The 20,224-nt window shown below is 38.4% G+C and carries 20 protein-coding genes; 18 read left to right on the top strand and 2 right to left on the bottom strand.

Translation table 11 applies throughout. The features are described 5' to 3' along the window. Position 1: 1 nt before the first annotated feature. Entirely contained in the window at positions 2-730 is a 729-nt protein-coding gene (gene pyrF, locus ACFQIC_RS05310) for an orotidine-5'-phosphate decarboxylase (RefSeq protein ID WP_390216990.1), read from the top strand. Further along, entirely contained in the window at positions 696-1,319 is a 624-nt protein-coding gene (gene pyrE / locus ACFQIC_RS05305) for an orotate phosphoribosyltransferase (protein WP_204707877.1), read from the top strand. The genes pyrF and pyrE overlap by 35 nt, the downstream gene beginning before the upstream one ends. 372 nt (positions 1,320-1,691) lie before the next feature. On the opposite strand, the gene ACFQIC_RS05300 is transcribed toward pyrE, so the two are convergent. Beyond that, a complete protein-coding gene (locus ACFQIC_RS05300; RefSeq protein ID WP_204707876.1) occupies positions 1,692-3,404 on the bottom strand; it encodes an Rqc2 family fibronectin-binding protein in 1,713 nt (570 codons plus the stop codon). Between the two features lie 108 nt (positions 3,405-3,512). Between ACFQIC_RS05300 and ACFQIC_RS05295 the strand changes: the two genes are divergently transcribed. The 14 genes from ACFQIC_RS05295 to spoVM all read left to right on the top strand — a co-directional run bounded on the left by ACFQIC_RS05295 (position 3,513) and on the right by spoVM (position 17,623). Further along, positions 3,513-4,394: a YicC/YloC family endoribonuclease gene (locus ACFQIC_RS05295; protein WP_204707875.1), complete on the top strand. Its 882-nt coding sequence runs from the start codon at positions 3,513-3,515 to the stop codon at positions 4,392-4,394. A 69-nt stretch (positions 4,395-4,463) separates the two neighbouring features. Continuing rightward, positions 4,464-4,727 (top strand): extracellular matrix/biofilm regulator RemA, encoded by a 264-nt coding sequence (gene remA, locus ACFQIC_RS05290; RefSeq protein WP_204707874.1) that lies wholly within the window; start codon positions 4,464-4,466, stop codon positions 4,725-4,727. Between the two features lie 12 nt (positions 4,728-4,739). Further along, on the top strand, positions 4,740-5,360 hold the full coding sequence (gene gmk / locus ACFQIC_RS05285; RefSeq protein ID WP_204707873.1) for a guanylate kinase: 621 nt from the start codon (positions 4,740-4,742) through the stop codon (positions 5,358-5,360). Further along, the gene (gene rpoZ, locus ACFQIC_RS05280; protein ID WP_204707872.1) at positions 5,357-5,584 is read left to right on the top strand and encodes a DNA-directed RNA polymerase subunit omega; all 228 of its coding nucleotides are present in this window, start codon (positions 5,357-5,359) and stop codon (positions 5,582-5,584) included. Before gmk ends, rpoZ begins: the two co-directional genes overlap by 4 nt. A 91-nt stretch (positions 5,585-5,675) precedes the next feature. Beyond that, positions 5,676-6,881 (top strand): bifunctional phosphopantothenoylcysteine decarboxylase/phosphopantothenate--cysteine ligase CoaBC, encoded by a 1,206-nt coding sequence (coaBC, locus tag ACFQIC_RS05275; RefSeq protein ID WP_204707871.1) that lies wholly within the window; start codon positions 5,676-5,678, stop codon positions 6,879-6,881. Next, positions 6,878-9,289 carry a primosomal protein N' gene (gene priA / locus ACFQIC_RS05270; protein WP_204707870.1) on the top strand — a complete coding sequence of 804 codons (2,412 nt, stop codon included), beginning with the start codon at positions 6,878-6,880 and terminating at the stop codon, positions 9,287-9,289. Before coaBC ends, priA begins: the two co-directional genes overlap by 4 nt. A gap of 18 nt (positions 9,290-9,307) precedes the next feature. Continuing rightward, on the top strand, positions 9,308-10,255 hold the full coding sequence (fmt, locus tag ACFQIC_RS05265; protein WP_204707869.1) for a methionyl-tRNA formyltransferase: 948 nt from the start codon (positions 9,308-9,310) through the stop codon (positions 10,253-10,255). Next, the gene (gene rsmB / locus ACFQIC_RS05260) at positions 10,248-11,603 is read left to right on the top strand and encodes a 16S rRNA (cytosine(967)-C(5))-methyltransferase RsmB (RefSeq protein ID WP_204707868.1); all 1,356 of its coding nucleotides are present in this window, start codon (positions 10,248-10,250) and stop codon (positions 11,601-11,603) included. Before fmt ends, rsmB begins: the two co-directional genes overlap by 8 nt. A gap of 358 nt (positions 11,604-11,961) precedes the next feature. After that, positions 11,962-12,720: a Stp1/IreP family PP2C-type Ser/Thr phosphatase gene (locus ACFQIC_RS05255; protein WP_204707867.1), complete on the top strand. Its 759-nt coding sequence runs from the start codon at positions 11,962-11,964 to the stop codon at positions 12,718-12,720. Next, positions 12,720-14,774, top strand: a complete 2,055-nt coding sequence (gene pknB / locus ACFQIC_RS05250) for a Stk1 family PASTA domain-containing Ser/Thr kinase (RefSeq protein ID WP_204707866.1) — start codon at positions 12,720-12,722, stop codon at positions 14,772-14,774. The genes ACFQIC_RS05255 and pknB overlap by 1 nt, the downstream gene beginning before the upstream one ends. Positions 14,775-14,786: 12 nt before the next feature. Continuing rightward, the gene (gene rsgA, locus ACFQIC_RS05245) at positions 14,787-15,668 is read left to right on the top strand and encodes a ribosome small subunit-dependent GTPase A (protein WP_204707865.1); all 882 of its coding nucleotides are present in this window, start codon (positions 14,787-14,789) and stop codon (positions 15,666-15,668) included. Between the two features lie 3 nt (positions 15,669-15,671). Beyond that, positions 15,672-16,322 carry a ribulose-phosphate 3-epimerase gene (gene rpe, locus ACFQIC_RS05240; protein WP_204707864.1) on the top strand — a complete coding sequence of 217 codons (651 nt, stop codon included), beginning with the start codon at positions 15,672-15,674 and terminating at the stop codon, positions 16,320-16,322. 519 nt (positions 16,323-16,841) lie between these two features. Then, positions 16,842-17,495 carry a thiamine diphosphokinase gene (locus ACFQIC_RS05235; RefSeq protein WP_390216974.1) on the top strand — a complete coding sequence of 218 codons (654 nt, stop codon included), beginning with the start codon at positions 16,842-16,844 and terminating at the stop codon, positions 17,493-17,495. A gap of 47 nt (positions 17,496-17,542) precedes the next feature. Then, the gene (gene spoVM / locus ACFQIC_RS05230) at positions 17,543-17,623 is read left to right on the top strand and encodes a stage V sporulation protein SpoVM (protein ID WP_204708023.1); all 81 of its coding nucleotides are present in this window, start codon (positions 17,543-17,545) and stop codon (positions 17,621-17,623) included. Positions 17,624-17,663: 40 nt separating this feature from the next. Here the strand turns inward: spoVM and rpmB are convergent, their stop codons facing one another. Next, a complete protein-coding gene (gene rpmB, locus ACFQIC_RS05225; protein WP_204707862.1) occupies positions 17,664-17,852 on the bottom strand; it encodes a 50S ribosomal protein L28 in 189 nt (62 codons plus the stop codon). A 237-nt stretch (positions 17,853-18,089) separates the two neighbouring features. Here rpmB and ACFQIC_RS05220 point away from each other — a divergent pair, with 237 nt between their 5' ends. Continuing rightward, positions 18,090-18,452, top strand: a complete 363-nt coding sequence (locus tag ACFQIC_RS05220; protein WP_204707861.1) for an Asp23/Gls24 family envelope stress response protein — start codon at positions 18,090-18,092, stop codon at positions 18,450-18,452. Between the two features lie 31 nt (positions 18,453-18,483). After that, positions 18,484-20,145 carry a DAK2 domain-containing protein gene (locus ACFQIC_RS05215; RefSeq protein WP_204707860.1) on the top strand — a complete coding sequence of 554 codons (1,662 nt, stop codon included), beginning with the start codon at positions 18,484-18,486 and terminating at the stop codon, positions 20,143-20,145. Positions 20,146-20,224 lie beyond the last annotated feature (79 nt).

Raw genomic sequence — 20,224 nt, 5'->3', positions numbered from 1 at the left:
TATCAATCCACTATACGTTGCTCTTGATTTTGAGAATAAACAGCAGACATTGAAGTTCTTAGAAATGAATGATCTCGCAAAGGTACCCGTTAAAGTAGGGATGGAGTTGTTTTATAAGGAAGGTCCATCGATTATCAAGGAATTAAAACAAAGTGAACATCCAGTTTTTCTTGATTTAAAATTACATGATATACCAGCAACCGTAAAGCGTGCGATGAAAAATTTGGCTTCTCTTGAAGTTGATGTGGTCAATGTACACACTCAAGGCGGAAGCCGTATGATTGAGTCTGCTATAGAAGGATTAACAGAAGGTTCACAAGGAGATCGCCCTCTTTTATTGGCTGTTACTCAGCTCACTTCAACTGATGAGACGATGCTGAAAAAAGAATTACTCACGAATCATTCAATGGAAGAGGTTGTGGCTCATTACGCTCAATTGTCTAAAAATAGCGGGGCAGATGGGGTTGTATGTTCGGTAAAGGAAGTTAAACAAATCGAGAAGAACTGCGGTTCCGATTTTTTAAAGTTAACACCTGGAATTAGACAAGCTGATGACGATCTTCATGATCAAGTACGGGTTGCCACACCATATGAGGCTGGATTGACGGGAAGCCAGTCCATCGTGGTTGGCAGAAGCATTACTCAAGCAAAGGATCCACGACGTACTTATGACCAAATAAAGGAGGAGTTTTTGCATGGAAAAAAACAATATCGCGGCTCAGTTACTTAATATCGGGGCGGTGCAAATTAGTCCACAAAAATTCTTCACCTGGACTTCAGGATTAAAATCTCCTATCTATTGTGATAATCGTCTCACAATGTCTTATCCTAAAGTGAGAAATGAAATTATTGATGCTTTTGTCTATTATATAAACCAACTTGAAGAGCCAGTTGATATGATTGCCGGTTGTGCAACCGCAGGAATTCCTCATGCGGCTTGGGTGGCCGATCGTTTAAATCTTCCGATGGTATATGTGCGCTCCGAGGCAAAAAAGCATGGAAAAGGAAATCAGATTGAAGGAGATCTTACTCAAGGGGAGAATGTGATCGTAATCGAAGATCTTATATCAACAGGAAAATCATCGATTGCCTCAAGCGAAGCGATTCGTGATAGTGGTAAACAAGTCGTAGAAGTATTATCGATTTTTAATTATGATTTGCAAGTTGCCAAGGAAGCTTTTGAAAAGAAAGGGTACCGAACTCATTCTCTGGCAACATATAATGAACTTATTAAGATTATGAGAGAAAACAATGAATTAAATACAGAAGACTATAATAAACTTAAACAATGGCGTGACCAACCCAATATGTTTACGTGAAGTTGCACTAGTTAGAGGTGGCTAGTACGATAGTAGTATCGTCGGAAAGCTATGGTGATAAGATGAATTCAAGAAAGCATTCGGTCTTCATTGTGACAAACGCGTTGCTGGGATTACTTACGTGTATGGTTTATTTATATACGTGGATGGCTTTTACTTTTATGGAACCTATGTGGTCTTTAGAGCCCTTATTAAGTTTATTAGTTTGTTTGCTTTTATTTGTTATATGGAATTTTTGGCTTCTACGAAATGAACTTCGAAGGTATTGGGCTCAAGCCATCTTTTCTTATATTGCAGCTATTGGGTTATTTGTTTACTTTTTAAGCAGATAAAATATCCACTATCATTAAGATAGTGGATAATTTTACTCATTTATTTTATTTTCAATTTTGTTACTTCATCAATCGTAGGGGTGACGAACAGTGTTTGTTGATGATCATAAGTGACATACCCAGGTTTAGCTCCTGATGGTTTTTTTACATTTTTAATTAAAGTGTAATCAACGGGTACAGAAGAGGACTGGCTGAATTTGCTAAAATAAGCAGCAAGTCGAGCGGCTTCAAATAGCGTTTCTTCTGTCGGGCTTTCATGCTTGATTACCACATGAGAGCCGGGGATGTCTTTTGCATGGAGCCATATATCTGTTTTATTGGCTAGCCTGTTAGTCAAATATTCATTTTGTTTGTTATTTCTCCCCACATAAATCTGTGTTCCATCACTTGCGTTATAAGGTTCTGGCGAAGGTTTTTTTGGTTTATTATTTTTCTTCTTTTTACTTGAAGATTTCTTCTTCATATAACCTTGTTCTCGTAATTCTTCGCGAATGTCTTCAATATCTTCTTCGCGAGCTGATTCAACTTGTTGAATCAATCGTTCAAGATATCCAATCTCTTCTTCTGCTTTATCAATTTCTACGATTACTACTTGTTTTGATTTTTTTAACTTTTGGTATGTTTGAAAGTAGTTTTGAGCGTTTACACTAGGTGGCTTATTTGGATTAAGTTCGATCGTCATTTCGGATTGATCTGGATCATAGTAGTCCACTACGGTTACTGATTTATCTCCTAGCTTGACGAGGTGCATATGAGCTGTGAGTAACTCGCCCATTTTTTGATAATCTTCAGCTGCTTCTGATTTTTTTAAGGTCGATTGGTGCTTTTTAATTTTTCTTTTATTTTTATCCCGTTCGTTTTTTAAGAAACGATGCAAATCGCCTGCCTGCTGTTTGACGCGGTCACGTTCTGCCTTACCAGAATAAAAACGATCCAACATGTCACTAACCGTTTCAAATTGTCTGGTAGAATCATCCTTATGCGTAAGAGGAAGAACATAAAACTGTTCACTATTCCCTAAGAAAAGGGTTGGTGTATAATTGTGTTTAATGATATCTTCTCTTAACGATTCGTATACTTGTTTATATTCTTTAGGCCCACCTAGTCCTGCTCTGTGTTTAATCTCTTTTGTAATCATAGGTGAAAAACCCATCACATGATTTAATATTTGTTGATCAAGTTTTCCTGAATTAAAGTCTATTTTTCTCATGAGCGATTCACCATCTAAATGAACAGGGCTCGTCTTGCCTTGTTCAGGTGGTGATTTATATGGTTGGCCAGGCATGACCGTACGGTGCCGGTTTTGTGAAGGGGGCAAATGCTTAATGCTATCAAGGATGTGACCGCCTTCTTGATCGACTAACAAAATGTTGGAATGTTTACCCATTACTTCAATAATTAATGTTTTTAATGTTTCATCCCCAATTTCGTTACGAGATCGCACTTGAAATTTAACAATTCGCTCCATTTCAACCTGCTCGATATTTTCAATAAAGCCTCCTACTAGATGCTTACGAAGTAACATACAAAGCATAGGAGGTTCTTTGGGATTATGATAATTGTCATTCGTTAAGTGAAAACGAGCGTAGCTGGGGTGGGATGATAATAATAATGAATGGTTTTTTCGGTTTTTTCTTATTGTAAATACTAATTCTGTTTCTGTTGGTTGATATATTTTAACGATTCGCCCGGTTTGGATATGCTCATGGAGCTCATGAGTAATCGCACGAGTTACAACGCCGTCAAATGACATAGTCTTCACCTCTCTAGTCCTGTCAGTATAGCAATGATTCGCTTCATTGTGAACTTATTTGGTAAACTGTAATTGTGGAAAAAAAAAGAAAACTGGACGTGATCTTTAATGATAAAGAGTATGACCGGATATGGAAGGCAATCAGTGGAAGTTGACCAATTAAAATGGACAGTGGAAATCCGTAGTTTAAATCATCGTTTTCTGGATTTTTCCCCGAAAATCCCTCGATCCTTTTTATTTATGGAGGATACAATAAAAGGCAAGGTTTCTCAACATATCAAACGGGGTCATGTAGATTTATTTATTCATGTGGAAAGCGGAGACATTCATAATCAACAGCTTCATGTAGATTATGATTTAGTAAGTCAATATATAGAAAAATTGCAGTCACTCAAAGATAAACATAAGTTGACGGGAGATATCACTATTGATATGGTAACTAAGTTAGAAAATGTTTTTTCTGTTTCTGAAAAAAATGAACAGGAGAGCCAATTAGAATCTTCCATATTATTAGCGATCGAAGACGCTTTATCATCACTTGTTTTTATGCGAGAAAAAGAAGGCGAAAGATTAGCAGATGATTTGCGATATCGATTAGTTTCTTTAAAAAATATTATAGAAGGAATGGAATCGAGACGAGAGCATGTAGTAGCTGAATATCGACATAAAATCTTAACGAGAATACAGTCTTATATAGATGACCAAATTCAAGTAGAAGATCATAGAGTGTTACAAGAAGTTGCTTTATTAGCTGAAAAGGGAGACATAACAGAGGAGATTACTCGACTCCAGTCTCACATTGATCAATTTCAAATGACGTTGAAAAAAGATGGACCCATAGGACGTACATTAGATTTCATTGTTCAGGAATTTCACCGTGAAATAAATACGATTGGCTCAAAGTCAAATGATCAATTATTATCAAATGATGTAGTTAAAATGAAGAGTGAAATAGAAAAAATGAAGGAACAAATACAAAATATCGAATAAAAATTTGAGATTTACTCTAGTTTTTTAATATAATAGTAATAGATTAGTGTTTAGAAGGGGGAAGTGTTGTTGAGTTTAAAGTTAATTAATATCGGATTTGGTAATGTTGTATCTGCCAACCGAATCATATCTATCGTCTCTCCAGAGTCTGCACCGATTAAACGTATTATTACGGTAGGAAGAGACAATAATAAATTAGTAGATGCTACATACGGCCGAAGAACACGTGCCGTTATTATTACAGATAGTGATCATGTGGTTTTATCTGCTGTACAGCCTGAGACAGTAGGTCAGCGTGTACTAAGTAGTGATGAGATATCAGACGATAATTAGGAGGATCCATTAGTGATAAAGGAAAAAGGAATTTTATTTATTTTATCCGGACCCTCTGGAGTGGGAAAAGGAACGGTTAGAAAAGCATTATTTAATGAGTCAACAGATTTAAAATATTCAATATCTATGACAACTCGTCATCCGAGAGAAGGTGAAGTCGATGGAGTTGATTACTTTTTTAAATCAAGAGATGAGTTTGAACAATTAATTAGTGATGGGCAGTTAATTGAACACGCTGAATATGTTGGCAACTATTACGGAACTCCTAGAGAGTATGTAGAGCAAACTCTAGAACAAGGGAAAGATGTTTTCCTTGAAATTGAAGTACAAGGTGCGTTGAAAGTGCGCGAGAATTTTCCACAGGGCGTTTTCGTGTTTCTTATCCCACCTTCTCTTCAGGAACTAAAGGATCGTATTGTTAGTAGAGGGACCGAGACAGAAGAGAAAGTAAGAAATCGGTTGCTCGCTGCGAAGGAAGAAATCGATATGATGGATGCCTATGATTATGTGGTTGTCAATGATCAAGTCGATTCAGCCGTACAAAAGGTAATGGCTATTGTTTCAAGTGAACATTGTAAGCGTGAACGAGTATCTCATCAATATAAAAAAGCATTGGAGGCTGATCAATCATGATGTTAGAACCATCCATTGATTCACTACAAGAAAAAATCAAATCTAAGTACACCCTTGTCACTCTATCTGCACGACGTGCTCGTGAACTAAAACAAGGTAGCGCTCCTATGGTCGATAATCCAACATCGAGCCAGCAAGTTGGGGTGGCTTTAGAGGAAATTCAAGCAGGGAAATTAACGTTCTCCCACTCTGACGTGATTCAGTCAAGGACAGAAACAACATAAAGATAATTTATATATACTCATCAAAGCCGCGCTATCTTAGTTATATGGCGCGGCTTTTCCTTATTAATTGTTGAGGAAAGGAAATGGTCCTATGCTTACCAATAAAAAAATTGTTCTGGGAGTATCTGGCGGCATCGCTGCTTATAAAGCAGCGGCATTGACGAGTAAATTAGTACAAGCTGGTGCGAGTGTAAAAGTGATAATGACAGCGAATGCCCAAAAGTTTGTGGCTCCTACTACTTTTCAAGCATTATCCCGTCAACCCGTATATACAGATACCTTTAAAGAACAGGATTCATCTCAAATTCAGCATATTGACGTGGCGGATTGGGCGGATATGTTTCTCATCGCACCAGCCACCGCTAATACAATTGGAAAATTAGCGAACGGTATAGCTGATGACATGCTATCGACGACATTACTTGCAACAGAGGCCCCTGTCTATATTGCTCCAGCAATGAACGTACATATGTACAGCCATCCAGCTGTATTGAGCAATCTGAAGCAGCTCGATCAGTGGGGATTCCGATTTATTGAGCCTGGAGAGGGATATTTAGCGTGTGGTTATGTAGGTAAGGGAAGACTTGAAGACCCTGAAACCATTGTGACGTTATTAGAAAACCAAATGGAGCAATCCAAGTTATTAAAAGGAAAAAAAGTGTTAATTACAGCCGGACCTACTCAAGAAAAAATCGACCCTGTCCGCTATTTTACAAATCCTTCTACAGGGAAAATGGGATTTGCTTTAGCCAGACAAGCCACAAATTTAGGAGCAGAGGTTACTTTAATTTCCGGACCTGTTTCCTTAGATACACCTTCTGGGGTAGCAAGAATTGATGTTAAATCGGCAGAAGACATGTACAGGGCTGTTACCTCGTGTTTTGCAGAAAATGATATAGTCATCAAATCAGCAGCAGTTGCGGATTATCGTCCTAAACAAACGTTCGGGCAAAAAATGAAGAAGTCACCAGATGCCTATTCCGTCGAAATGGAACGTACCCGTGATATTTTGCAGGAACTTGGTGATACAAAAACAACGCAGTATCTAGTTGGCTTTGCTGCAGAGACAAATGATCTTGAGTATTATGGAGAACAGAAACTACGTAATAAAAATTTAGATGCAATTGTTATGAACAATGTTTCTGAAGAAGCTACTGGTTTTGCTCATGATACCAATGCTTCTATTTACTTAACAAAAGAAGGGAAACGACTTGTTCTGCCTTTAATGTCTAAAGATGATCTAGCAAGAAAGGTATTAATAGAGGTGGCTGATGAGGTTACTGGTGAGTCGTTGTGAATATAGCCCGTGTCATTGTTGATGTTCCTTCACAAAATACCAATCGATTATTTGACTATGGAATACCTGAAAAGTTTGTGAATATCGTACAGCCTGGAATGCGTGTCATTGTTCCTTTTGGTCCACGAAAAATTTTAGGTTATGTGATCTCACTAACCGATCATAGTGAATTCGATAAACTAAAAAATATTGAGGATGTTCTAGACATTACTCCTACGCTTACTCCTGAACTTTTACAAATTGGCAAATGGCTATCTAAACAAACGTTGAGTTTTTATGTATCATGCTTACAAGTGATGCTGCCCCAAGTTTTAAAAGCGAAATATCGTAAAGAACTTTGGCGATTAACGGATGAAGTTTTACCAGAGGAACTAACAAATATTTTTGCAGGCCGGGATATAGTAAATTACCAAGAGTTTGTAAACTCCGAGCTTAGCTATCAACAGTTACGAAAGTATATAGATGAGGGTTGGGTTGATGTTCATTACGAGGTGAAAAGTCGAGAAACGAAAAAAACGACTACGATGATTACACCTTTGTTAGAGCCTATCGAATTGGAAGAAGCTTTAATTGATCTTCCTAAACAAGCAACGAAGCAACGTACGATTTTAGAATATTTTATTGAAAAACAAGACCCCCTTCCTAAAAAACAGTTACTTTCGATCTTAAACACCTCCGCTTCTTCGTTAAAACCACTTATTAAACAGGGGAACATCAGGGAATATAAACTAGAGACTATGCGAGATCCCTATGCCCATAGAGATTTTGAGCGAACTTTACCTTTTCCGTTAACGGAAGAGCAACAAGTAGCGATTGTTCCTATTTTACATAGGCTAGAAGAGGAAAAGCATGAAGTGTTTTTATTACATGGAGTAACTGGGAGTGGCAAGACAGAAATTTACTTACAATCGATTCAACGTGTTTTAGATAAAGATCAAGAAGCGATTATGCTTGTGCCTGAGATTGCTTTAACTCCTCAAATGGTAGAACGTTTCAAAGGCCGATTTGGATCAAAGGTAGCGGTATTGCACAGTGGTCTTTCTGCAGGTGAGAAGTATGATGAGTGGCGTAAAATCCAGCGTAAAGAAGTGCAAGTGGTAGTAGGTGCCCGTTCGGCAATATTTGCACCCTTTACAAATATCGGCATTATTATTATAGATGAAGAACATGAATCTAGCTATAAACAAGAAGATCGGACGAGATATCACGCGCGAGACGTAGCTATTGAGCGGGCGAAAATTCACGAATGTCCTGTGGTTCTCGGCAGTGCAACACCAGCATTAGAGACGTATGCTCGGGCAGCTAAGGGCAACTATCAGATGTTAACCTTAAAAAAAAGAATGAACAATGCGACGATGCCTAGTACTGAATTAATCGATATGAGAGACGAGCTGCATCAGGGAAATCGCTCCATGTTCTCACGTGTATTGTTGGATAAACTAAAGGACAGAATTAATAAGGGAGAACAGTCCGTTTTATTTCTGAATCGGCGGGGATACGCCACATTTGTCATGTGTCGGGATTGCGGTCATGTCAAGGAGTGCCCACACTGCGATATTGCTCTAACATATCATCGCATTCAGGAACGATTAAAATGTCATTACTGCTCATATGAAGAGCCTATGCCTAACGAATGCCCAGAATGTGAAAGTAAGACCATTCGTTATTTTGGAACAGGCACACAAAAAGTGGAAGAAGCTTTGCAGGAACTGATACCTGAAGCACGTATTATCCGTATGGATGTTGATACTACAAGTAGAAAAGGGGCCCATGAACGGCTGTTAAATGATTTTGGTAATAAAAAAGCTGATGTATTACTTGGAACTCAAATGATAGCTAAAGGATTAGACTTTGGAAATGTTACGCTAGTAGGGGTTCTCGCTGCAGATGCATTACTTAACCTTCCAGATTTCAGAGCTTCTGAAAAAACTTTTCAACTTATTACACAAGTTAGTGGACGAGCTGGAAGACAAAAATTAGCAGGAGAAGTTATCATTCAAACCTATACACCTGATCATTACAGCATTCAACTAGCGAGCGAATATAACTTTGAACAGTTTTTCAAGGAAGAAATGAACTTGAGAAAGGCATTCAATTATCCACCTTATTTTTTCTTAACATTATTTACGATCTCCCACCCGAACCAGCTAAAAGTACAGGAGGTCACCCAAAAGATTGTCTACTTTATGAGAAAGAAACTATCAGAAGAAGCAGATATTTTAGGTCCGACACCTTCTGCACTGACGCGGATCAACAATAGATATCGCTATCAATGCATGGTAAAATATAAAGACGAGCCTGAGCAACGGAAATTAATTCAACGGATTCTTCACTACTATGAAGATGAAATGAAAGAAGAAAACGGTTTGCAAATTACAGTTGATTTTCAACCGTATCAGTTAATGTAAGGAAGGAGCCTATTCAACATGACAAGAATCGTTTTTATGGGAACACCAGATTTTGCTGTTCCTGTTCTTGAACAGATGGTTCAAAACAACTATGAGATTGTTTTAGCTGTCACACAACCTGATCGCCCGAAAGGTCGTAAAAAAACGTTAACACCGTCTCCAGTAAAACAGGCGGCTCAAAGATTGAATATTCCCGTGTTTCAACCCGAAAAGATCAAGTCTGAATATGATCAAGTTCTAGACTATCAACCTGATTTGATCGTAACGGCCGCGTTCGGACAGATTCTGCCGGAGCCACTACTATCATATCCTGATTATGGATGTATTAACGTTCATGCCTCACTTTTACCAGAGCTGCGTGGAGGAGCGCCTATTCATTATTCGATTATTGAAGGGAAAAAAGAAACTGGGGTTACGATTATGTATATGGTGGAAAAGTTGGACGCTGGTGACATTTTGACCCAAGTGAAAGTTCCAATTGAGGAAAATGATCACGTTGGGACAATGCATGACAAGCTAGCAGAAGCAGGATCTCAATTATTGCTTGAGACACTACCGCAGTTACTATCATCTGCGATCACCCCGCAAAAGCAAGAGGAAAAGGAAGCAACATTTGCTGCAAATATTAAGCGTGAACAAGAACGGATCGAGTGGAAGAAAGATCAACAATCCATTTACGATCACATTCGCGGAATGCACCCATGGCCTGTTGCTTTTACATACTGGAAAGGCAAGCCACTAAAAATTTGGTGGAGTGTGAAAGTGGATGAAGTTTTTGAACAAAAGCCGGGGACTGTAGTGACTTTTGAAGAAGATGGCTTCCTAGTTGTTACTGGTGATGGACAAGCATTAAAAATTACCGATCTTCAGCCTTCGGGCAAAAAGAGAATGAATGGTCAAGCATTTTTGAATGGAGCTGGCCAATCGATGAAACTTGGAGATCGACTGGGGGAGCATGATGGCTAAATATCAACTTAGAGAAGCAGCATTGGAACTTTTGACTCGTGTAGGTGAACAGGGCGGTTATAGCCATGTTCTCTTAGATCAAGAAATGAATAAACATGAGCTTTCCCATAAAGATGGAGCCCTTTTAACAGAAATTGTATATGGTACGCTGCAAAATAAATTGAGAATTGATTTTCAAATCCAACCCTATATTGCTAAGCATAAGAAATTAAAGCCGTGGGTTAAATGGTTATTATATATGTCCATCTATCAAATGCTTTATTTGGAACGTGTCCCTGATCATGCAGTCATACACGAGGCTGTCGAAATTTCCAAAAAGAGAGGTCATAAAGGAATTTCTAGTCTAGTCAATGGTGTCTTAAGAAACACCCAACGGAATGGTGTTCGAGATATAGGTGAGATCGACAATCCAATCGAAAAACTATCGATAGAAACTAGTCATCCCGATTGGTTAGTCAAGCGCTGGGTTGATCAATATGGATTAGAAATTACTGAAGGAATGTGTTATCAAAATTTAAAACATTTGCCTATGTCTGTTCGAGTACAAACTTTACGATTATCTAGAGAAGAGGCTATCGAGCAATTGGCTGAAAGAGGAATACAAACGGAAAAGAGCCAGTTTTCGCCACAAGGCTTACTTATTGTAGAGGGGAATATTTTAAGCGACCCTCTTTTTATAAATGGTCAAATATCTATACAGGATCAAAGCTCTATGCTCGTTGCAGAAATGATGAGTTTAACACCTGGTATGGCAGTGCTTGATGCGTGTAGTGCACCTGGCGGAAAAACAACACATATTGCAGAAAAACTCGAAGATACTGGTTCGGTATTTGCCTATGATCTCCATAAGAAAAAAGCAAACCTTGTTAATGAAAAAGCTATTTTGTTACAGCTTCATTCGATCCAGGCCGATCAAGCTGACTCTAGAGAATTAAGTGCATTTCACGATTTGGAATCCTTTGATCGTATATTACTAGATGCTCCCTGTTCCGGGCTTGGAGTGTTACGAGGCAAGCCAGATATTAAATATAATAAGCGGGAAGAAGATATCTTTTCATTAAGAAAGATTCAAGATGATTTATTATCTAGTATTGCGCCCCTTTTAAAAGAGAATGGTAAATTACTCTATAGCACGTGTACAGTCGATAAACATGAAAATGAACTTGCAATCCAACACTTTTTAGAAACCCATCCAGAGTTTGAGGTGGATGAGAACTTCCACAAGGAACTCCCCGAACACTTGCAAAACTCATATGGGGTAAGTGAGCTAGGACTGCAAATATTCCCACACCAGTGGGATACAGATGGTTTCTTTCTTACGAGAATTGTGAAGAAAAAAAGAGCTTAAAAACAAGCATTGACTCACACTGATAATAATCATATAAACAAGGCTCGTTAAAACAAATGATAATGATTTCATTAAATAGTACTAGTAGAACCCAATTATGGTTACTCTGTTTGTGTGCAACTTTAAGTTAACGCAAGCATATTCCAAAGGGGCCGCTGATAGAATTCGGCATTTAAAATGCAATCTCAAATTTGTTCCTGTAAAATGGTACTTGAGTGATACCTTTGCTCGCCCTAAAGAAAAATATTTAAGTTTTTGAGGAAAAAGTCTGGCTTTGTCGAGAAGAAGATCACCATGTAGATGCTGATTTCGACCAACTACGCGCTAGGAAACGTAATGAAGAGACGAGGTGAATACCATGATTGGAAGCTTTTTATCAAACCAAGGAAAAGTTAGAAATCATAATGAGGATGCTGGCGGTGTTTATAAAAATGAAGAAGGTCAAATCCTGGCTGTCGTTGCTGATGGAATGGGGGGACACCAGGCTGGTGATGTAGCTAGTCAACTAGCTGTATCTACCTTACATAATAAATGGGATGAAACTTCGATGATAGAAACCCCAGAAATCGCAGAAAAATGGCTTGAAGAGGCAATTACTGAAGTGAATCAAGTGATACTGCAACATTCAAGGGAACACGAAGAGTGCAGAGGAATGGGAACTACAGTTGTAGTCACTATCTGTTCTAATCAGTTTGCATCAGTTGGTCATATTGGAGACAGTCGAGTGTATTTAGCGAATAGTTATGGGTTTAAACGAGTAACAGAAGACCATTCTCTCGTAAATGAACTTGTTCGCTCCGGACAAATATCAGAAGAACAAGCAGAACATCATCCTAGAAAAAATATCTTATTAAAGGCATTGGGGACAGATGAACATATATCACCAGATATTGTAACCCTGGATTTTGAACATGATAATCGGTTAATGCTTTGTTCTGATGGTTTAACTAATAAAATAGAAGAATATGAACTTGAGAAGATATTGGATTATAGTGGTGACTGGGTGGATTATAATCAGTCATTAGTCGATCTAGCTAATGATCGTGGAGGAGAGGATAACATTACGGTGGCTATTGTTCATCATAGTGACCCCGACACGAAAGAAGGTGTCGACTAATGTTGAGTAACCGGCTCCTCAATGATCGTTATAAAGTAATGGAAATGATCGGTGGAGGGGGTATGGCTAACGTATATCTTGCTCATGACATCATTCTTGATCGTGAAGTAGCCATTAAAGTGTTACGCTTGGAGTCTGGCAATGATGAAGAGTTTATCGCCAGATTTCATCGAGAGGCACAATCCGCAACAAGTTTAGCTCATCACAATATTGTTACAATCTATGATGTTGGTGAAGAAGATGATATTTATTTCATGGCAATGGAATATGTAGATGGGATGACCCTCAAGCAGTATATTCAACAAAAGAGCCCGATTGATCCATCAGAGGCTATCGATATTATGCGACAAGTAACTTCAGCTATTTCTCATGCCCACGACAATGGAATTGTTCATAGAGACATAAAACCACAAAATATATTGGTTGACAACTACGGCCATGTCAAGGTAACAGATTTTGGAATAGCTACAGCGTTGAGTGCTACATCTCTTACACAAACGAATTCTGTGTTAGGTTCGGTTCATTACCTATCACCAGAGCAAGCACGAGGTGGTATGGCAACAAAAAAATCCGATATTTACTCGCTTGGAATTGTTTTTTTTGAATTGCTGACAGGGCGGCTTCCTTTTTCAGGTCAGTCTCCCGTCTCCATTGCACTAAAGCATTTACAGCATGATACACCTTCTTTAAAACGGTGGATTCCTGATCTGCCACAAAGTGTTGAAAATATTGTATTAAAATCTACAACAAAGGACCCTTTTCACCGCTATGAGTCAGTTTTGGAAATGGAACAAGATTTAGATACATCACTTGAACCTTATCGGTTAGATGAACCACTTTTTACTATTCCTGCGGACGAGGAAGAAGAAAAAACGAAAGCGATCCCTGTGATTACCGATGAAGATTTCGGAGATCAAAACGAGGGAGAAACGATTGTCCATGATACAACCAATCAATATAATGGTAAAGATAAAGAAACTACTAAAAAAAGTGAAGCAGTTCAAAAAGGAAAAAAAAATAAGAAGACAAAGGATAAACCCAAGAAGAAAAAAAGGTGGTTCCTCTGGCTTGTTATCATTTTTCTCGTAGTAACTGCGGCGGGAATTGCAGCCTTGTTTATCGTTCCTAGCATACTACAGCCTGCTGATGTTGAAATGGTTGATGTTGAGGGTATGGAATTTGAGGAAGCTTATAGTGAGTTGACGGATTTAAACTTAGAAGTCAATCGAGAACCTATCTTTTCAAATACTGTTGAAGATGGATTAGTTATTCGTACAAATCCTGAAGCCGGTATGGTTATAAAAGAAGAATCAGAAGTAACCGTATACTCTTCTAAAGGAAAAGAAAGAGTGAAATTTGAAGATTACGTAGGACAAGATTACAATCGAGTTAAAGAAGAACTTGAAAGAAAGGGATATGCTACTCCTTTAAAAATTGAGGAACCTTCGAATAAACCAGAAGGAGAAATTGAGGAGCATATCCAGCCTCAGCCTGGAGAGGAAGTAATTATCGATGAGACTAAGGTTTTTTTCCGCGTCAGCCAAGGACCGCCTAAAGTTACGCTAAGGTCTTTAGAAGGTTCGTCTGAAGAAGCAGCTCGAGACTATCTGAGCGAAAACAATTTGAACCCCTCCGTGACAACGGAGTACTCTGATCAAGTTGCTGAGGGTTTAGTGATTAGACAAGATCCTGAATCTTTCACTGAAGTTAGAGAAGGTTCGACTGTAAATTTAGTTGTTTCCGAAGGGCCTAAAGAAGAACCGCAAGAAGAAACACAAGAAGAAGAACTTCCAGAGGAGCCACAAGAAGAACCTCCTCATGAGAAAACCATTCAAGTAGAGGTTCCATTTGATGAAGAGTCTGATAAAGAAGAACAACAGATTCTTGTTTATGTAGAGGACCAAAATAACAGCATTTCAGAAGTTTATATGGAAGAAACCATCACGGAGAATACAACGATTGAGATAGACTTAACAATTTCCCCTGAAGAAGAAGCAACGTATAAAGTGTTGCGTGACGACGAAGTAATAGAAGAAGAAAATGTTCCATACTAAGTAGGTGAATGAATGGCTACAGGCAAAATCATAAAAGCATTGAGCGGATTTTATTATGTGTTTCACGAAGGGGCTGTGTATCAGTGTCGTGGCCGAGGGTTGTTTAGAAAGAAAAAAATAACTCCTTTAGTCGGGGACCTAGTGGAATTTCAAGCTGAAACGATGAAAGAAGGATACATTTTATCCATTCAAGATCGTAAGAATGAGTTTGTTCGGCCACCGATTGCGAATGTGGATCAGGCACTTATTGTTACATCAGCAACGAATCCAGATTTCAATCCTTTGTTACTCGACAGATTTCTAGTTCTTATTGAAGCCAAAAGGCTGGAGCCTGTCATTGTAATATCGAAAATGGATCATATTGACAAGTCCGTGGCTGTGAAAATGGAGGATTACCGTAAAATATATGAAGAAATTGGGTATGAAGTGATTTTAGCTTCTGTTTATGAGAAAAACACTCTGGACCAGATTAAATCTCAATTGGCGAATCGCACAACAGTAATTGCTGGGCAGTCAGGTGTTGGAAAGTCATCATTACTTAATTCAATTGACCCAAGATTAAACATTGATACCGATGAAATTTCAAAAAGTTTAGGAAGAGGGAAGCATACAACAAGACATGTAGAGTTGTATGAAATGGCTGGAGGGTTAGTTGCTGATACTCCAGGTTTTAGTTCCCTTGAATTTGGTGATTTGCAGTTAGAAGAATTGAGTGAATGTTTCCCGGAATTTGTACAAGTTCAAGACCAATGCAAATTTAGAGGTTGCTTGCACTTTAAGGAACCTAAATGTGCGGTCAAGCAAGGTGTAGACAATGAAACCATATCTAAACTAAGGTATGAACATTATATGCATTTTGTTCAAGAAATCCAGAATCGAAAGCCGAGGTATTAGTATATGATAAAAATTGCACCATCCATATTAGCTTCTGATTTTTCAAATTTAGAAAAAGAAATAAAAGAGGTAGAAGCAGGAGGGGCAGATTACATTCATGTCGATGTTATGGATGGCCATTTTGTCCCTAATATTACAATTGGTCCTTTAATTGTAGAAAGCATTCGCCCTAAAACAAACTTGCCTTTAGATGTACACTTAATGATAGAGAATCCTGATCAATACGTTGAAGAGTTTGTGAAAGCAGGAGCGGATATCATTACTGTGCATCAAGAGACTAGTCCCCACCTTCATCGTACCATTCAATTGATTAAGAGTTATGATGTGAAAGCGGGAGTTGTTATTAATCCAGCGACTCCTGCTGAATCCATAAAACCCATACTAGAAGAGGTGGATTTGGTTTTACTAATGACTGTTAATCCCGGATTTGGAGGACAATCTTTCATATCTTCTGTTCTTCCAAAAATAAAACAAATCGATACTTGGCGTAAAGAAAATAACTATTCTTATGAAATAGAGATTGATGGAGGGGTCAACAAAGAGACGGCTAAGTGGTGTACAGAAGCAGGAGCGGATGTATTAGTAGCCGGTAGTGCGGTATTCAATCAAGAAGACCGGAAACAAGCCATTGACGAGATTAAACAATCGATTTGAATAGGAGGACTCAAATCTACGAACTGTATTTGAGTCCTTTTTTTCTTACCTGAAACTATTATAAAGTGGTGGTTATGCTTGATTATCAGTAGCTCAGGAGAATAAAAAAATGCACTCTATTCTCTCTTTTGACCCTAAAGTTGCGACACAAAAAGGCAAAGGAGAGAGAACGAGTGCACGGATCATTTTATCAAAGAGTTGTTGGGGATTAAAGACAGGAAAATGAAGGTATGGGATGTTCAACAGGAGCCTGGGCATACATTTGTAGGACTCTACACAGAAAAAAGAAAGTAGACCTGCCTTTCCTGTAAAGAGAGAACCAAATTACCGAAGAGGATTTATGATCCTTTGTTATCTCAACACGTGGTTGACTATCTCGAGGAGGCCTCACGGGTCACCAGCGGAAAGTGAAGTGTATTCAGGTTGCGGTGACATAAGCAACAAACTATGAGGGTGATGGAGATCATTCTCCATCACCACATTTGTCAGAGAACCATAAATTTTCAAGGAGTGAGCAAATTGAAGAGGAGATATGCCATTGTGGGTGGAGGGCCTAAAAGATATATTCCTAATTTAAAAAAATTCGAAAATGAAAATACGATTTGGATCGGGGCAGACCAGGGATCAGAAGTTATCATTGAAAATGAAATTCCTTTAGATATTGCAATTGGCGATTTTGATTCAGTTAGTTTGTCTTCTTTAGAGGTGATAAAAGAGCATGCACAAATTTTTGATCCATTTCCTGACGAGAAAAATGAGACAGACTTGGAGTTAGCCATTAAAAAGGCTATAAGCTTTCAAGCCGAAGAAATTTTACTGTTTGGTGTTACAGGTGGGAGGCTCGATCATTCACTCGTTAACATACAAATTTTATATCCAATCTGGCAATCGGGAATTCGGGCTACAATTATCGATCTACAGAATCGTGTGGAATTAGTTGGCGATGGCATACATACAATACAACAGGACAATAATTATCCCTATGTGTCCTTCTTGCCTGTTACCTTAGATGTTCATCAGTTAAGTTTACAAGGATTTTATTATCCATTAAAGGAAGCCCACTTATCTTTTGGATCGACAAGGTGTATTTCAAATTATTTGATTAAAGATCATGGTACTTTTTCATTTAGCAAAGGCATAGTGTTAGTAATAAGAAGTAAAGACTTATTTTAATAGAGGGATTCCAGCACTTATAGCTTTATATGTTGAGGAGGAGGCTCATGAAATTTTATACGATCAAACTCCCGCGTTTTCTCGGAGGTATGGTACGGGCCCTTATTGGAACATTTAAAAAAGAATAACAAAAAAGCACCCTTTAAAGGGTGCTTTTTTGTTGCTTCATTAAACGCGTTCTACTTTACCGGACTTAAGATCGCGAGCAGAAACATAAACTTTCTTAGGCTTGCCATCGACGAGAATACGTACTTTTTGTACGTTTGCTTTAAATTGACGTTTATTAGCGTTCATAGCATGAGAGCGGTTATTACCACTAGTTGTGCTACGACCTGATACGACACATTTACGTGACATGTGAATCCCTCCTGTTACATTACAAAGATCTAAAAACACTTAATAAATGTATCATATCGTAAAAGTAAATGCAATAATACGCCGAGCAATAAATATCAAGAAATTTCTCTTGACAGGTAAACCTAATTGTTTCAAAGTGTAATATGGGTTTATAGGTAGTTACATACAATGCTATTGCCTATGCGGTTTTGTGTTATAATAAGTCCACGAAGATGACGAGTATAGAGGAGGATTCATATGTCTGTAGATCTTCATAATAGATATGGTCATATAACAATTAGCAACGATGTAATTTCTACGATTGCTGGAGGTGCTGCTGTAGAGTGTTATGGTATAGTGGGGATGGCATCTAAGAATCAACTTCGTGATGGGTTGGCAGAAATGCTAAGACGTGAGAATTTTTCAAAAGGTGTAGTGGTTAGACAAGAAGAAGAACATTTACACATTGATATGTACATTATAGTAAGTTACGGTACTAAAATTTCAGAAGTGGCTCACAATGTTCAATCTCAAGTGAAATACACATTGAGCAAGAACGTAGGTTTATCCTTAAACTCTGTAAACATTTTCATTCAGGGTGTCCGGGTAACGAACGACTAGAGCCCTGGTGTAGTCAAAGGAGGAAAAAAGTGTGACCTTAAGAAACGTAAACGGTACAAAGCTAGCTGAAATGGTGTTACAAGGTGCCCATCATTTGAAAATTAATTCCCAAATGATCGACGCTTTGAACGTGTTTCCTGTTCCAGATGGTGATACCGGTACAAATATGAATTTGTCAATGACTTCAGGCGCTGAAGAAGTTAAAAAAATAAGCGAAAATCATGCAGGTATTGTTTCCCAGGCTCTAGCCAAAGGATTGCTTATGGGAGCTCGTGGCAACTCCGGGGTTATATTATCCCAGTTATTTCGTGGCTTTTCAAAAGCTGTGGAAGAAAAAGAAACATTAACAACAAAAGACCTAGCAGATGCTCTACAAGGTGGGGTGAATACCGCATATAAAGCCGTTATGAAACCCGTGGAGGGTACGATTCTAACGGTAGCTCGCGAAGCAAGTGAAGCAGCTGCTCAGTTGGCAGAACAAGAAGAAGATGTTATTGCTTTTATGCAAGGAGTCACGAAAGCGTCCAAAGAGTCTTTGAAGAGAACACCAGATTTGCTTCCTGTCTTAAAAGAAGTGGGAGTTGTTGATAGCGGTGGGCAAGGATTATTAACTATTTATGAAGGGTTCTTGGCTAATCTAAAAGGAGAAGAGTTACCAGAAGCTTCTTCACAAGTATCGATGGAAGATATGGTGAACGCAGAACACCATAAAACAGCTCAGAGTTTTATGAAAACAGAAGAAATTGAATTTGGGTATTGCACAGAATTTATGGTTAAGTTTGAACAGGAGAAACTAAATAAACAGCCTTATGATGAAGAGGCGTTCCGTGAAGAACTTAGTGAACATGGTGATTCTCTCTTAGTTGTTTCCGATGAAGAACTGATCAAAGTCCATATCCATGCAGAGTATCCTGGGGAAGCTATGACTATGGGACAGCGTTATGGAAGTCTTATCAACATGAAAATTGAAAATATGCGTGAGCAACACACTTCTATTGTTGGAAGCAAAGAGAATCGTCAGCCTAAAGAAAAATCGGACTATGGAATAGTAACGGTTGCTATGGGCGACGGTATAAAGAAACTTTTTGAAAGCCTTGGAGCCAACGTCGTTATTCAAGGTGGACAAACGATGAATCCTAGTACAAAGGATATCTCGCAAGCGATCGAACAAGCCCACGCAAAACATGTTCTCATTTTACCTAATAATAAAAATATAACAATGGCGGCTGAACAAGCTGCTGAACTAGCTGAGGTAGAAGTGGCAGTGATTCCATCCAAAACTATTCCTCAAGGTATGAGTGCTCTTTTGGGCTTTAGCCCCGATTTAGATTTAGATGCGAATAAGTCAGAAATGACAAGCCTAATGAGTGAAGTGAAAAGTGGTCAAGTCACTTATGCTGTTCGTGATACACAAATAGGCGGAATGACGATTGAAAAAGACCATTTTATGGGTATTCTAGATGGTGACATTTCCTCTACTCAAAAGGATCAATTGGAAACAGCGAAAGCGCTGTTACGAGCAATGATTGATGAAGATGAGGATGAAATTGTGACGATTATCAGTGGTGAAGAAGTTGATCAGGATGAAATAAATGAGCTTGAGGCCTTTCTTGAGGAGCATTTTGAAGATCTTGAAGTAGAAGTACATAAGGGTGGACAGCCGATTTACTCTTATATTTTTGCTGTTGAATAAAGGATGAAAAAGGAGCATTCCTCAGTATGGGAATGCTCCTTTTTGTGTCTAGTATTTTTTTAATCATTACTCTAGGTGC

The sequence above is a fragment of the Halobacillus seohaensis genome, from assembly GCF_042663045.1.
GTDB lineage: Bacteria > Bacillota > Bacilli > Bacillales > Halobacillaceae > Halobacillus_A > Halobacillus_A seohaensis.
This window is presented reverse-complemented; position numbering and strand designations above follow the sequence as displayed.

Coding starts and splice junctions, on each gene's coding strand:
- pyrE (WP_204707877.1), top strand. CDS start 696: ATGGAAAAAAACAATATCGCGGCTCAGTTACTTAATATCGGGGCGGTG.
- ACFQIC_RS05300 (WP_204707876.1), bottom strand. CDS start 3,404: ATGTCATTTGACGGCGTTGTAACTCGTGCGATTACTCATGAGCTCCAT.
- ACFQIC_RS05295 (WP_204707875.1), top strand. CDS start 3,513: ATGATAAAGAGTATGACCGGATATGGAAGGCAATCAGTGGAAGTTGAC.
- rpoZ (WP_204707872.1), top strand. CDS start 5,357: ATGATGTTAGAACCATCCATTGATTCACTACAAGAAAAAATCAAATCT.
- coaBC (WP_204707871.1), top strand. CDS start 5,676: ATGCTTACCAATAAAAAAATTGTTCTGGGAGTATCTGGCGGCATCGCT.
- fmt (WP_204707869.1), top strand. CDS start 9,308: ATGACAAGAATCGTTTTTATGGGAACACCAGATTTTGCTGTTCCTGTT.
- rsmB (WP_204707868.1), top strand. CDS start 10,248: ATGGCTAAATATCAACTTAGAGAAGCAGCATTGGAACTTTTGACTCGT.
- ACFQIC_RS05255 (WP_204707867.1), top strand. CDS start 11,962: ATGATTGGAAGCTTTTTATCAAACCAAGGAAAAGTTAGAAATCATAAT.
- pknB (WP_204707866.1), top strand. CDS start 12,720: ATGTTGAGTAACCGGCTCCTCAATGATCGTTATAAAGTAATGGAAATG.
- rsgA (WP_204707865.1), top strand. CDS start 14,787: ATGGCTACAGGCAAAATCATAAAAGCATTGAGCGGATTTTATTATGTG.
- rpe (WP_204707864.1), top strand. CDS start 15,672: ATGATAAAAATTGCACCATCCATATTAGCTTCTGATTTTTCAAATTTA.
- spoVM (WP_204708023.1), top strand. CDS start 17,543: ATGAAATTTTATACGATCAAACTCCCGCGTTTTCTCGGAGGTATGGTA.
- rpmB (WP_204707862.1), bottom strand. CDS start 17,852: ATGTCACGTAAATGTGTCGTATCAGGTCGTAGCACAACTAGTGGTAAT.
- ACFQIC_RS05220 (WP_204707861.1), top strand. CDS start 18,090: ATGTCTGTAGATCTTCATAATAGATATGGTCATATAACAATTAGCAAC.